This window comes from Mitsuokella apri (assembly GCF_047974105.1).
Lineage (GTDB): Bacteria > Bacillota > Negativicutes > Selenomonadales > Selenomonadaceae > Mitsuokella.
On record NZ_JBHYRS010000003.1, the window covers coordinates 204,445 to 218,804 of the forward strand.

Genomic DNA, 14,360 nt, shown 5'->3' on the forward strand with positions numbered 1-14,360 from the left:
ATTTTAGGATTTCAGGAGGTGTTTGGATTTTATGGAAATGACTCCCATGATGCAGCAGTATCTGGCGACGAAGGAACAGAACCCCGGAGCCATTTTGTTTTTCCGTCTTGGCGATTTTTATGAGATGTTTTTTGACGATGCCAAGCTCGTCTCAAAAGAGCTCGGACTGACGCTGACGAGCCGCAGCAAAGGGCAGGATGCGCCGATGTGCGGTGTGCCGTATCATGCCGCGGAAACGTATGTCAATAAACTCGTCAAGCGCGGCTATAAAGTGGCCATCGCCGAGCAGATCGGCGACCCGAAGGCCAAAGGACTGACGAAGCGCGAGGTCATCAAGGTCGTGACGCCAGGCACAATCCTCTCAGAGTCGGCCCTGCAGGCCACGCAGAATAATTACATCGCGCTGGTTTACGAGAAAGAGGATAAAATCGTACTGGCCGGTGCGGATATCTCGACGGGTGAATGTTTCTATGGTATTTACGCGGGCGGCAACCGCCTGCAGATGCTGCTCGATGAACTTTACCGCCTGATGATGCCGGAGCTGCTCGTCGTCGGCAGGCTGACATTTGCACAGGAACTCCGGGACTTCGCGGCGCTGCGTCTGCCGCATTGTTCCTTCACGCCGATTGAGGAGGTTTCTGCGCATGTCGAGGACCGCATTGTCGAACATTTTGCTGCTGATGTGCGCCCCAGTGATGAAGCCGCGAAAGAAGCCGTGGCGACGCTGCTCGATTATTTGCATGAGACCGTCCGCACGGACCTCACGCAGCTTAATCAGCTGACGTATCTCGATGCTTCGGAAAATCTCGTCATTGATACCTATACGCTGCGCAATCTCGAAATCACGCGCAATCTGCGCGATGGCGGCAAGAAGAATACGCTCTTAGATGTTCTCGATTTCACGGAAACGGCCATGGGCAGCCGCCTTTTAAAGAAATGGCTGGAATATCCTCTTTTGAACATCGCAGAAATCACGCGCCGTCTCGATGCGGTCGAGGAATTCACGAAGAATTTTTCCCTGCGCGGCAATGTGCGTGAGGGCTGCCGTGAAATTCACGATTTTGAGCGCCTGCTTACGCGCATCGAAGTCGGCACAGCCAACGCGCGCGACCTCATCGCTCTTAAAATTTCCCTGCGCTGCCTGCCGGGCATACGCGAGGGGCTCAAAGATGTCCATGCGCCCATGCTCAAGCGTGCGGTCCGTCATATCGAGACCTTTGATGAGCTCGTCGACCTTTTGGAACGCTCCATTGTGGAGGACCCCGGCATCAGTCTGCGCGAGGGCGGCATCATCAAATCCGGCTACAATGAAGAGCTCGACGAATACCGCCGCATTTCGCACGACAGCAAAAAGATGCTGCAGGAAATCGAAGAACGCGAGAAAAAGGAAACGGGCATCAAAGCCCTGAAAATCGGTTACAATAAGGTCTTCGGCTATTATATTGAAGTCCGCCACAGCGGCACGGACCTCGTGCCGGACCGCTATATCCGCAAACAGACGCTTGCGAATGCCGAGCGCTATATTACGGAAGAGCTCAAGGAATTCGAGACGAAAATCCTCGGTGCACAGGAAAAGATTGTCAACATTGAGTACAATCTTTTCACCGAAGTCCGCGAAATCATCAAGTCGCATTTGACGGAAATCCAGCAGACAGCGCATGAAATTGCCCTTGTCGATGTGCTTGCGAGCCTTGCCGAGGCGGCGGGTACGTACAATTACGTGCGGCCGCAGATGCGTACGGACGGGGTCATCGATATCAAGGACGGCCGTCATCCGCTCGTCGAACGCATTTTGACGCGCGACCTCTTTGTGCCGAATGACGCGCATCTTGACCATCATGACTGTGAAATCATGCTGATCACGGGCCCGAATATGGCGGGCAAGTCGACTTATATGCGCCAGGTGGCACTTTTGACGCTGATGGCGCAGATCGGCAGCTTTATTCCGGCGCGCGAGGCTTCGATTTCACCGGTTGACCGCATCTTTACGCGCATCGGCGCGAGCGACGACCTCGTCAGCGGCCAGAGCACCTTCATGGTGGAAATGAACGAAGTCGCACAGATTTTGAAGTATGCGACGAAGAACAGTCTCGTCATTCTCGATGAGATTGGCCGCGGCACGAGCACGTTTGACGGCATGAGCATCGCCAAGGCCGTCATCGAATACATCGAGAAGAAGGTTCACGCTAAGACGCTCTTTGCCACACATTATCATGAACTCACGGACCTTGAGGATGATAAAATCAAGAATTACTGCGTGGCGGTCAAGGAACGCGGCAATCAGGTTGCTTTTCTGCGCCGCATCGTGCGCGGTGCGGCCGATAAGTCTTACGGCATCCATGTCGCACGCCTTGCCGGCCTGCCCAAATCCGTCACGAGCCGCGCCGAAGAAATCCTTAAAGAGCTTGAAGCAGAGGCACCAAATGCGGCGGCTCCTGCTGAAAAAAATCAGCCGGCAGACGGAAAAGCAGAGAAGCAGGGCGCAGCTGCCCTCCAAAAATCGCAGCCCCTTGAACAGGGCATGGGTTCGCTCTTTGCTTCAAGCCTCAGCGATGCTCTGCTTTCGCTTGACGTCATGACGATGACGCCGCTTGAGGCGATGAATGAACTTTATAAACTGCAGGCACAGGCCAAGAGGGAGGCGGGCAAAGCATGAGCATGATCCATGTACTCGATGATAATACCATCAATAAAATTGCCGCGGGCGAAGTCGTCGAACGGCCGGCTTCGGTCATCAAGGAGCTTGTCGAGAATGCGATGGACGCGGGTGCGACACGCATTGAAGTCGAGATTATGGCCGGCGGCACGAGCTTTATGCGCGTGACGGACAACGGCAAAGGCATGAGCGCCGAGGATGCGCGCCTTGCCATCCTGCGCCATGCGACGAGCAAAATCCGCGAAGTCAGCGACCTCAACACGATTGGCACCTTGGGCTTTCGCGGCGAAGCACTGCCGACGATTGCTTCCGTCTCGCGCTTTACGCTTTTGACGCGCCGCGCAGGCGACGACCTCGGCACACGCGTGCTGATCACGGGCGGCAAGGAACCGGATATTATGGAAGCAGGCTGCAGTTTGGGCACGACGGTCAAAGTAGAAGACCTCTTCTTCAACACGCCGGCGCGCAAAAAATTTCTTAAGACGAATCATACAGAAGGCTCGAAAATCAACGATTTCATCGTCAAACTCGCCCTGTCGCGTCCGGATATCGAGTTTCATTTCATCAATAATAACAAGATGTCGGTCGTGACACCGGGCAACGGCAATCTCTACGATGCGATTCAGGCGATTTACGGCGCGAAGGCCGCAGACTCCCTGCTCGGCCTTTCGCTCGAGGATGAGGATGTCAAAATCTCCGGCTATATCACCAAACCCTCGATGCTCAAGAGCAGCCGCGCGTGGCAGACGTATATCGTCAATTCGCGCATCATCCAGAACCGCGCGATTGCCAAAGCCATCGACAACGCTTATAAATCCCTGATTCCAAAGAGCGGCTTTCCGTTGACGGTCATCAATATTGAAGTGCCGCAGCGTTCTGTCGATGTCAATGTGCATCCGCAGAAGAGCGAATTGAAATTTGAGGATGAGAGCCGCATTTTCAAGGCAGTCTACAAGGCCGTGCTCGATGCTATAAGGCCGGCAGGCAGGGGACTCGGCGAAGTCGCCGCCGTGGTCGAAAAGCCGGAAAATCACGTGACGATGGAGCCCATGCAGTTTGTGCCGGCGACAGAGCCCATCGATACCCCTGTGATTCCGGGCGTTTCGCGTGCCGCGTCGTTTTCGTCGTCATTCCCGTCTTCATCGCCGGCGGCGTCGTCTGCAGCAGGAAGCCCGGCCGGCACCTCTTATTCGCAGCGGCCGCAGACGATTTATGAGGCCGTGCACCGCGCTTCGCCTGCTTCAATGGCCGATTTTTCTGCTGTACAGGAAAAAATGCGCTCTGAGCACGCGATAAAGAATCCTGCAGATTCCGGCATCGTGGCAGAAAAGGCTCCGCAGGAGCAGCAGGGATTTGCGGGAAATTGTTTTTCTGAGACGGTACCCTCTGCAAAAAAAACAACGGATACTGCTGCACAGGAGGACTTGGCCTATGAAGGCAGTGTCGTGCCGATTGGTCAGGTTGACCTCACGTACATCATCGCGCAGGATGCCAAAGGACTTTACATCGTAGACCAGCATGCCGCGCATGAGCGCATTCTGTTTGACAAGTTTTCGGCCATGGCCGGGGATATTCCGTCCCAGCAGCTCTTGGTGCATCAGATTTTGAGTTTTGATGCCAAGGAAGCGGAACTTGTCGAAAAGAATCAGGAGCTGTTCGCCTCGCTAGGCTTCCATATGGAAATGAGCGGTGAGCAGGACTTCCGCTTGATGGAAGTGCCTGCCGACGTGCCGGTCAGCGAGGCTGAGGACATCATCCGCGAAATTTTGACGAATCTCATGGAGATGCATGAAACGACGGCTAAGGAAATCCGTCAGGCCTGTCTCGCGACGACAGCCTGCCGCGCGGCCATCAAGGCCGGCGAGGAGCTGAGCTTTCGCCAGATGCAGATTATTCTCGACGAGCTCGCGCATACGGCTTTCCCGTACACCTGCCCGCACGGCCGTCCGACCATCCTCAAATTCAGCAGCGAAGAACTCGCCAAGATGTTCAAGCGCACGGGGTTTGGTTTTTGATTTTCAAAGAGTAAAGAGAGATAGAGAGGTACGTATAAATGAAGGCAATTGCCACAACGGGACGAAAATGTGCAGAAGAAGCGGTCGCCCTGGCGAAATGGGCTGCAGAGCACGCGCACATTCCCTATGTGCCGCGCGACAATCTGTCAGGCAGGGCTCTGCGCGAGCGCTATGGCGTGGATTTTATCCTGATCGCCAAGCAGGGGCTGCTGACGCTTTCGACGCCGTCTGGCGACCTGTTCTTTCATCCGAATATGGCGCATCTGCGCCTCAAGAACCTGCGCTTTGGCAGTGCCGGCACGGGAGACCGCATGGTGGAGGCCATGGATCTCGCGCGCGGCATGAGCGTGCTTGACTGTACATTGGGCTTTGGCGCCGATGCCATTGTCGCCAGTTTTGCCGTGGGGCCGGAGGGGTTCGTCACGGGCATAGAATCCCAGCCCCTCATTGAAACGGTCGTAGGCTATGGCCTTGCGCATTTTAAGGCTGAGAATTGGCCCATTCAAGAGGCCATGCGCGGTGTCCGCACCATTTGTGCCGATGCTTTTTCGTATCTGCAGCAGCAGGATGATAAATCCGTTGATGTCGTTTACTTTGACCCGATGTTCCGCCACCCGCTGCTTGAAAGCAAGAGTTTGTCGCCGCTGCGCACCGTTGCCAACCATGCACCGGTTTCGCCCGAGATGATTGAGGAGGCCTGCCGCGTGGCAAGGCACCGCGTCGTTTTCAAGGAGAATGCGCGCAGCCTCGAATTTGCGCGCCTGAGTTTTACGACTATTATGGGCGGCAAATACAGCAAGGTCCATTACGGCGTGAAAATTCTCAGCTGAGTGCTTCTTCTCAAATATTGTCAGCAAAAATTAAGGCACTTCCGATTGGAAGTGTCTTTTTACATTGATTTATGGCGTCCTTGATGATAAAATAAAAAAGAATGATTTGATCGGATAAAAACTTCATATATCATTTCTACTATTTCGCGGCCTGCGATGACGTCATGACAGATGCCAGAGATTTGGCAGTACGGATTTTGTCATGCTGTATGGGAACGGTCCATTTGTACGGTTGTACGGCAGAGCAGCAGAAGTGAAACGACAGAGATGAGACGATAGGGAATTTCTATCCAGCAACCATAACATACGTGTATCATAAAAAGATGTATCATAAATCTGGCATCGAATCCGGAAAATGATTCAGCAATTCTTTTGGAGGTGTACTTTTTTGGCTAAAACAGCGCAAAAATTACAGATCATCCCCCTCGGCGGTTTGGGAGAGATCGGCAAAAATATGACAGTTATCCGCGTGGATGATGAAATTCTCGTCATCGATGCAGGTCTGATGTTCCCGGATGAGGATATGCTCGGCATCGACCTCGTCATCCCGGATATCAGTTATCTCATTGAAAATAAGGATAAGATCAAGGCCATCGTCTTGACGCATGGTCATGAGGACCATATCGGCGCCCTGCCGTATGTCCTCAAGAAAATCAATGTGCCGGTCTACGGCACGCGCCTGACGCTCGGCATTCTCGAGGGGCGTCTTAAGGAAAACGGCGTGGATTCGAGCAATCTGCACTCTGTCATGCAGGGCGATATCATCAATATCGGCTGCTTCAGCGTCGGCTTCATCCGCGTCAATCACTCGATTCCGGATGCTGTCGGCCTGTCCATCAAGACGCCGGTCGGCATGATTGTGCATACGGGTGACTTCAAGCTCGACTACACGCCGATTGACGGCAAGATGACGGACTTCCGCCGCTTCTCGGACCTTGGCAACCGCGGCGTGCTCGTGCTTATGGCTGACTCGACGAATTCGGAACGTGAGGGTCATACGCCGTCAGAGCGCACGGTCGGTGCGGCCTTTGACAAGGCGTTTCACAATGCACGCGGCCGCATCATCGTCGCAACGTTCTCGTCAAATGTCCACCGCATCCAGCAGGTCATCGATACAGCGGTGCGCTATAAGCGCCATGTCGCAGTCCTTGGCCGCAGTATGGTCAATGTCGTCAATATCTCACTCGAGCTCGGTTACATCACGGCTCCTGAGGGCACGCTCGTCGATATCGACGAAATTCACAATTACCGCATGGAGCAGATGGTCATCATCACGACAGGCAGTCAGGGCGAGCCGATGTCGGCCCTGACGCGCATGTCCATGTCGGATCATCGCAAGGTCGGCATTGTGCCGGGCGATACGGTCATCATCTCGGCTACGCCGATTCCGGGCAACGAAAAGCTCGTCTCGAAGACCATCGACAACCTCATGAAACTCGGCGCGAACGTCATCTATGGCCGCAATCAGGGCATTCACGTTTCGGGCCATGCGAGCCGTGAAGAGCTCAAGCTCATGCACAATCTCGTTCGTCCGAAATTCTTCATCCCGGTTCACGGCGAATACCATCATCTCGTACAGCATGCACGCCTCGCACGCGAGCTCGGCATGCCGAAGGAAAATATCTTCATCAGTGAGAACGGCCAGATTCTGGAGTTCACGCGTGATAAGGGACAGGTGGCCGGCAAGGTCACGGCCGGCATGGTCATGGTCGACGGCCTCGGCGTCGGTGATGTCGGCAACATCGTCCTGCGCGACCGCCGTCAGCTTTCACAGGACGGCATCCTGATTGTCGTGGTGACAATGAACAAGCAGACGCACCGTGTCGTCGCCGGTCCGGATATCGTCTCGCGCGGTTTTGTTTATGTGCGCGAATCGGAAGCGCTCATGGATGAAGCAACAGCCCGCGTCAGACAGGCACTAGAGCGCTGCGAAGACGAGAAAGTCAAGGAATGGGCTGCCATCAAGTCGAATGTACGCGATGCGCTCGGCCGTTATCTTTTCGAGAAAACGCGCCGCCGCCCGATGATCCTGCCAATCATCATGGAAATTTGATTTTAGAAGCTATGAGCCGGAGACGGGGTCTCCGGCTTTTCTGATACGATTATTTTTATTTTTTAGGGAAGGAGCGACATATGCCATTCACCCATCTTCACGTTCATACGGAATTTTCGCTGCTCGATGGCGCGAGCCGCATCAAGGAACTCATCAAGACGACAAAAGAGCTTGGCATGGACAGCATTGCCATCACTGACCACGGTGCGATGTATGGCGTCATCGATTTTTATAAAGAAGCAAAGAAACAGGGCGTCAAGCCCATCATCGGCTGCGAGGTCTACGTCGCACCGGGCGCGCGTCAGGAACACCGTGAAATCAACGGCGTGCGCTATTATCACCTGATTCTGCTCGCAGAAAATCAAACGGGCTACCGCAATCTCGTCAAGCTGGTGTCCCTTGCCAACATTGAGGGGATGTACTATAAGCCGCGCGTCGACAAAGAACTTCTCCGCAAATATCATGAAGGACTTATCTGCCTGTCGGCCTGCATTGCCGGCGAAATCCCGCGCGCCATCCTGCAGGACAATGCGGAACGAGCCGATGCCCTCGTGCGCGAATACCTCGATATTTTTGGCCGCGATAATTTCTTCCTTGAAATCCAGAATCACGGCCTGCCGGAAGAGCGCAAGGCCAATGCCGGTCTGGTGGAACTCGCGCATAAGTATGACATCGGCCTCGTCGCGACAAATGACCTTCATTATGTGCACCGCGAGGACAGCGAATTTCACGATATTCTGCTCTGCATCCAGATGAACAAGACCTTCGATGACCCTGACCGCATGCGTTTTGCCAGTGATGATTACTACCTCAAATCACCGGAAGAAATGGCTGCACTCTTTCCAGATTATCCGGAGGCCATCGCGAACACGGAAAAAATTGCGGCACGCTGCCAGGTCGACTTTGAATTCGGCCATCTGCAGCTGCCATATTATCCGATTCCTGCACCGTACAAGGATGATGAAGCTTATCTTCGCCATCTCTGTGAAGAAAATCTGCCGCGCCGCTATCCGGAGATTACGGATAAAGTGCGTGAACGGCTGGAGTATGAACTCGGCATCATCCACCGCATGGGCTATGACAGCTATTTTTTGATTGTCTGGGATTTCATCAATTATTCGCGCGAGCACGGCATCGGCGTCGGACCGGGCCGCGGTTCGGCAGCAGGCAGCATTGTCGCCTATCTCTTGGGCATCACGAATCTTGACCCGCTGAAGTACGATTTGCTCTTTGAGCGCTTCCTCAATCCGGAACGCGTGACGATGCCGGATATCGATGTCGACTTTGATTACATCCAACGCGGCAAAGTCATCGACTATGTCAAGGAACGCTATGGCTACGACCATGTCGCCCAGATTGTCACGTTTGGCACGATGGCCGCGAAAGGCGCGATTCGCGACGTCGGCCGCGTGCTCAATCTGCCCTACGCCGAGGTTTCGGAAATTGCCAAGCTCGTGCCGAATGAACTGAAAATCACGCTCGACAAGGCCATGCAGGAGTCCGCGGATTTCCGCAAGGCCTATGAGAGCAATCCGGACGTCAAGAGACTCATCGACCTCGCGCGCAAAATCGAGGGCCTGCCGCGCCACTCGTCGACACATGCGGCCGGCGTCGTGATTGCCCGCCATCCGCTGACGGACTATGTGCCCGTGTCCATTTCCGAAGGCACGCTCGTCACGGAATACGACAAGGACCATGTCGAGGAGCTAGGTCTCTTGAAGATGGACTTTCTCGGCCTGCGCACGCTGACGGTCATCAGTGACGCGCTCAAGAATATCGAGAAGAGCCGCCATGAAAAAATTGATATCGACAAGATTCCGCTGACGGATGCAATGACGTCGAAAATGCTCTGCGAGGGCAAGACGGGCGCCGTTTTCCAGATGGAGTCAGCCGGCATGACTCAGCTCGTGCGCGACCTCGCACCGGAGAATTTTGCCGACCTGATTCCGCTCGTGGCCCTTTACCGTCCGGGACCGCTCGGCAGCGGCATGGTCGAGGACTTCATTGCCGGCCGTCATGGCGAGAAGGAAGTCACCTATATGCATCCTCTTTTGGAACCAATCCTTAAGGAGACGTTTGGCGTCGTGCTCTATCAGGAACAGGTCATGCAGATTGTGCAGGTGCTCGCGGGCTTTACGCTCGGTCAGGCCGACCTTCTGCGCCGTGCCATGGGCAAGAAGAAACATGAAATCCTGATGGCGCAGAAAGAAAACTTTCTCAATGGCTGTGAGAAGAACCACATCGAGGCGGGCCTTGCCAATACCATCTTTGACCTCTTAACGCATTTTGCCGACTATGGTTTCAATAAATCGCACAGCGCGGCGTATGCTCTTGTCGCGTGGCAGACGGCTTATCTCAAAGCGCATTATCCGGCCGAATTCATGGCCGCGATGCTCACAAGCATCATGGATACGCCAAAAGTCTCAACGTATATCGAGCTCTGCCGCCGTATGGGCATCAAAATTCTGCCCCCGGATATCAATGCGAGCTCGGCGTATTTCAGCGTCGATGGCAAGGCCATCCGCTTTGGCCTCGCTGCCGTCAAGAATGTTGGCGAGGCAGCCATTGAAAAAGTCGCGAGCATCCGTGAGGAGGGCGGGCCTTTTACGTCGCTTGCGGATTTCTGCCGCCGCGTGGATACGCGCGTTGTCAACCGGCGCGTCACGGAAAGTCTCATTAAATGCGGGGCGTTTGACTCACTCGGCGCCAAGCGCAGCCAGCTTTTGCACATTTTACCGCAGACCCTTACGGAAGCTGCCCAGCAGCAGAAGGATGCCCTGAGCGGCCAGATGGGACTTTTTTCTGAGGAAACCATTGAGGAGACGGGCATGACGCAGCTGCCGGATATCCCCGAGGTGCCGAAGGCGGAACTCTTAAGTTGGGAAAAAGAAGCAACGGGCTTCTATATCACGGGCCATCCGCTCGACCAGTATGCAGAGCAGCTTGAGAATCTGCCACGCATCGGCAGCCTGCAGCCGGATGCTGTCCGCGATAAACAGGTTGTGCGCATCGGCGGCATGCTGACCGAGGCCAAGCGCATCACGACGAAAAAAGGCGATACGATGTGCTTTTTGACCATCGAGGACTTTACGGACCAGATGGAGGTCACGGTGTTTCCGCGTACCTTCTATCAGCATATGAATCTGCTCGTTCCCGATACCGCCGTTGTCATACAGGGACATATTGATTTGAATGAGGAAACGGTCAAGCTGCTGGCTGACAATATCTGGCCGCTGGCGGACTACCGCTTTGCCTATTATATCGAACTGCCCGATGGGGGCTTGCCGGAAGAAAAGCGCACAGCCATGAAAGAACTTATAAAAAAGCACCATGGCGAACATGCGACATTTTTCCATTCGGGAGGACATTGGCAGAAGGCCCGTGAACAATTTTGGCTTGATGGCAGCAAAGAGACATGCAGGGCTCTTGAAGACATTGTCGGCGCTGGAAAGGTCAGGAAACGCTGACTTTGGTATGCTGAGAACTTTTCAGAGACTTTACTGCCTGCATTATTGCGATGGGACAGGGAGAATGATAGAATAAGATGTATCTATCATTCCCAGAGGGAATATAAGGAGTTTGAATTCAGATTGAAAAAAAGAAAATATGTCCGTCTGCTGCTGGCTGGAAGCATGGCCTTTACGTTCCTTGCCCCGCAATTTTTTGTAAAGCCGGTACAGGCAGAGGCAGTTTATGATATTAAGGAAATGCCGCGGCCCGATATCCCGGACCTTGTCGTGAGCCCTGACGATCCTTTGCAGAATCTGACGGCCCGTTCCGCCGTCGTCATCGATGCGGCCTCAAAGCAGGTCATCTATGCGCGCAATAAGGATGACCGCCGCTTTCCGGCAAGTACGACGAAGATCATGACGCTGATTCTCGCACTCGAACATTCGAATATGGATGATATCGTGACGGTCAGCAGCAATGCGGCGGGCACGGAAGGGTCGACGCTTTGGCTCGAGGCCGGTGAAAAAATCCGCATGGGCGATTTGCTTTACGGCATGATGATGCATTCGGGCAACGATGCAACGGTGGCTGTGGCTGAGCATATCGCGGGTTCTGTTGACAAATTTGCCGCGATGATGACGGCCAAGGCCCACGAAATCGGCGCGGTCAATACGAATTTTGCCAATGCCAACGGCCTGCCGCGCGATGACCATTACACGACAGCGTATGACCTCGCGCTGATTACGGCCTACGGCTATACGGTGCCGGGCTTTGAGGATATCGTCAGCACGAAGGAGATTGACTTTGACTGGGTCAAGGATCCTTCACATCATCTGCGCAACGAGAACCAGATGCTCTGGCTCTATCGCGGCAGCAACGGCGTCAAGACCGGCTATACCGATGCGGCCGGCCGCTGTCTTGTTTCGGGGGCCAAGAAAGACGGCATGCAGCTCGTGGCGGTCGTATTGGATTCCGTCTATATGTGGAATGACTCGATTAAGCTGCTGGACTACGGTTTTGCCCATGTCGAGCCGGAAACTCTCGTCAACAAGGATGATATCGTGGATTATGCGGCTGTTTCCGGTGCCTCGGGGAAAAAGCTGCCGCTTAAAGCGGCCAGCACCCTGACGCTGGCCAAACTCAAGGATACCGATAAAACGTATCAGACACATGTGGAAGTCAAGGACCTGCGTGCCCCCATCAAGGAGGGGGATACTGTCGGCCGTTTTGTCGTGGAACTTGACGATAAGGAAGTGGCATCAACGGACCTCGTTGCAGGGGCCGATATCACGCGCCGCTCGTTCTTCCTGACGGTCTGGCATTTCCTGACTTCCCTGTTTAACGGAAAGGCTTGATAGGATGCAAGAGGAGAGACTGCAGAAAATCATCAGTCAGGCCGGCCTTGCTTCAAGGCGTGCCGCAGAAAAGCTGATATTAGAGGGCCGTGTGGCCGTAGATGGCAGGACTGTGCAGGAGCTCGGGCAGAAATTTGACCCTGCTGCACACGAAATCACCGTGGATGGCAAAAAAATAAGGGAAAGTGAGCAGCATGTCTATTTGCTGCTCAATAAGCCGAAGGGCTTTCTTTCCACGGCGAAGGACGACCGCGGGCGGCGCACCGTGCTCGACCTTTTGCCCGAAGTCAAGGAACGCGTTTATCCAGTTGGCCGCCTTGACAACAATACAGAAGGCCTTTTGCTCATCACGAATGACGGCGGGCTCATGAATGGTCTGCTGCATCCAAAATTTGAAGTGGAGAAGACGTATCATGCCCGCGTGACGGGAAATTTGACGCACGAAAAAATCATGAAACTCAGGCAGGGCATTCTTTTGGAAGATGGGATGACGGCTCCGGCAAAGGTCCGCATGCTGCCGGACCCTGAGCCAAATGACCAAAGACGCGGTCTTTCGCGTGTGGAAATCACGATTCACGAAGGGCGCAACCGTCAGGTGCGCCGCATGTTCGCGGCAGTCGGCTGCGATGTCAAAGCACTGAAGCGCGTGCAGTTTGCCGGCCTTACGCTCAAGGGTGTGCCGCGGGGCCGTCATCGCGCGCTGACGGAGGAGGAAGTCGCTATGCTCTACAGATTGGCGGGATTAATGAAATGAAACAGATTCTGGTCATAGGAGCCGGTCCTGCCGGCATGATGGCAGCTATCCGTGCCGCCGAAAACGGCGCAGAAGTCACGCTGCTTGAAAAAATGAAAAAGCCCGGGCGCAAGATGATGATTACGGGCAAGGGCCGCTGCAATATCACGAATGCCGCTGATGTACCGGAGATCATCCGTCAGATTCATGGCAACGGCGCCTTTCTGAACAGTTCCATGCGTGCCTTTGACAATCAGGATGTCATGGAATTTTTCCGCGGACAGGGCGTGCCGGTCAAGGTGGAGCGCGGCAACCGCGTTTTTCCGGTCAGCGATAAGGCGCAGGACGTTGTGGATGCCATGGTACACCGCCTGCATGAGCTCGGCGTGAAAATCGAGCTCGAGACGCCTGTGGCGGATATTTTGACGCAGGATGGCCGCGTGGCCGGCGTGCGCACGAAGTCCGGAGCGCATTATAAAGCCGATGCCGTGATCCTCGCCGTCGGCGGTGCTTCGTATCCGGGCACGGGCTCAAGCGGCGATGGCTATGAGATGGCCAAGAAACTCGGCCATACGATTGTGCCGCTGCGCCCGTCGCTGGTGCCTTTGGAGACAGAAGAAGACTGGGTAAAGGATGTACAGGGACTTTCCCTGCGCAATGTGCGGGCAACGCTTTTAGCAGATGGCGAAAAAGTTCAGGAAATGTTTGGCGAGATGATGTTCACGCATTTTGGCGTGACGGGGCCGATTATTCTTTCCCTGAGCCGCAGGGCCGCGGCGTGTCTCGCTCAAAAGAAGCTTGTCGAACTTGAGCTTAATCTAAAGCCTGCTTTGACGCCGGAAAAGCTCGATGCACGCATTCAGCGCGACTTTGAAAAATACATCCGCAAATCGCTGAAGAATGGCTTGCTTGACCTTCTGCCGCATAAACTCATCGAGCCGGTGCTTGATTATGCCTATCTGGAGCCGGAAAAGCCCGTGCATCAGGTCACGGCCGAGGAGCGCCATCGCCTTGTGGAAACGCTGCAGCATTTGACGCTGACCATTACGAAGACACGGCCTTTGGCTGAGGCCATTGTGACAGCCGGCGGCGTTTCCGTGCGCGAGATCAATCCGAAGACGATGGAGTCGAAGCTCGTGCCGGGTCTTTACTTTGCCGGCGAGGTCACGGATGTCGATGCCTACACGGGCGGTTACAATCTGCAGGCCGCTTTTTCAATGGGCAATGCCGCAGGCTGCTGGAGCGTCTGGAACGACGATTGATTCTGC

The 14,360-nt window shown here is 54.5% G+C and carries 8 protein-coding genes; all 8 read left to right on the top strand.

Annotation, left to right across the window (positions count from 1 at the left end):
• The first annotated feature begins 31 nt into the window (after window positions 1-31).
• The 8 genes from mutS (at window position 32) to ACE419_RS05990 (ending at window position 14,354) form a co-directional block, all read left to right on the top strand.
• Complete coding sequence (gene mutS / locus ACE419_RS05955) at window positions 32-2,656, top strand: DNA mismatch repair protein MutS (protein WP_435721343.1); 2,625 nt, start codon at window positions 32-34, stop codon at window positions 2,654-2,656.
• Window positions 2,653-4,671, top strand: a complete 2,019-nt coding sequence (gene mutL, locus ACE419_RS05960) for a DNA mismatch repair endonuclease MutL (RefSeq protein ID WP_435721344.1) — start codon at window positions 2,653-2,655, stop codon at window positions 4,669-4,671. The genes mutS and mutL overlap by 4 nt, the downstream gene beginning before the upstream one ends.
• Before the next feature lie 38 nt (window positions 4,672-4,709).
• Complete coding sequence (locus ACE419_RS05965) at window positions 4,710-5,501, top strand: class I SAM-dependent methyltransferase (protein ID WP_435721345.1); 792 nt, start codon at window positions 4,710-4,712, stop codon at window positions 5,499-5,501.
• Between the two features lie 355 nt (window positions 5,502-5,856).
• Window positions 5,857-7,554, top strand: coding sequence for a ribonuclease J (locus ACE419_RS05970; protein ID WP_435721346.1), 1,698 nt, complete (start codon window positions 5,857-5,859; stop codon window positions 7,552-7,554).
• An 80-nt stretch (window positions 7,555-7,634) separates the two neighbouring features.
• Window positions 7,635-11,021 (top strand): DNA polymerase III subunit alpha, encoded by a 3,387-nt coding sequence (locus ACE419_RS05975; protein ID WP_435721347.1) that lies wholly within the window; start codon window positions 7,635-7,637, stop codon window positions 11,019-11,021.
• Window positions 11,022-11,261: 240 nt separating this feature from the next.
• Window positions 11,262-12,359 carry a D-alanyl-D-alanine carboxypeptidase family protein gene (locus ACE419_RS05980; protein WP_432646243.1) on the top strand — a complete coding sequence of 366 codons (1,098 nt, stop codon included), beginning with the start codon at window positions 11,262-11,264 and terminating at the stop codon, window positions 12,357-12,359.
• A gap of 4 nt (window positions 12,360-12,363) precedes the next feature.
• Entirely contained in the window at window positions 12,364-13,113 is a 750-nt protein-coding gene (locus ACE419_RS05985) for a pseudouridine synthase (RefSeq protein ID WP_432646224.1), read from the top strand.
• Entirely contained in the window at window positions 13,110-14,354 is a 1,245-nt protein-coding gene (locus ACE419_RS05990) for a BaiN/RdsA family NAD(P)/FAD-dependent oxidoreductase (RefSeq protein WP_432646223.1), read from the top strand. Before ACE419_RS05985 ends, ACE419_RS05990 begins: the two co-directional genes overlap by 4 nt.
• Window positions 14,355-14,360 lie beyond the last annotated feature (6 nt).

Bases quoted from the DNA above. Each gene is read 5' to 3' on its own strand.
- mutS (WP_435721343.1), top strand. From the start codon at position 32: ATGGAAATGACTCCCATGATGCAGCAGTATCTGGCGACGAAGGAACAG.
- mutL (WP_435721344.1), top strand. From the start codon at position 2,653: ATGAGCATGATCCATGTACTCGATGATAATACCATCAATAAAATTGCC.
- ACE419_RS05965 (WP_435721345.1), top strand. From the start codon at position 4,710: ATGAAGGCAATTGCCACAACGGGACGAAAATGTGCAGAAGAAGCGGTC.
- ACE419_RS05970 (WP_435721346.1), top strand. From the start codon at position 5,857: ATGATTCAGCAATTCTTTTGGAGGTGTACTTTTTTGGCTAAAACAGCG.
- ACE419_RS05975 (WP_435721347.1), top strand. From the start codon at position 7,635: ATGCCATTCACCCATCTTCACGTTCATACGGAATTTTCGCTGCTCGAT.
- ACE419_RS05980 (WP_432646243.1), top strand. From the start codon at position 11,262: ATGCCGCGGCCCGATATCCCGGACCTTGTCGTGAGCCCTGACGATCCT.
- ACE419_RS05985 (WP_432646224.1), top strand. From the start codon at position 12,364: ATGCAAGAGGAGAGACTGCAGAAAATCATCAGTCAGGCCGGCCTTGCT.
- ACE419_RS05990 (WP_432646223.1), top strand. From the start codon at position 13,110: ATGAAACAGATTCTGGTCATAGGAGCCGGTCCTGCCGGCATGATGGCA.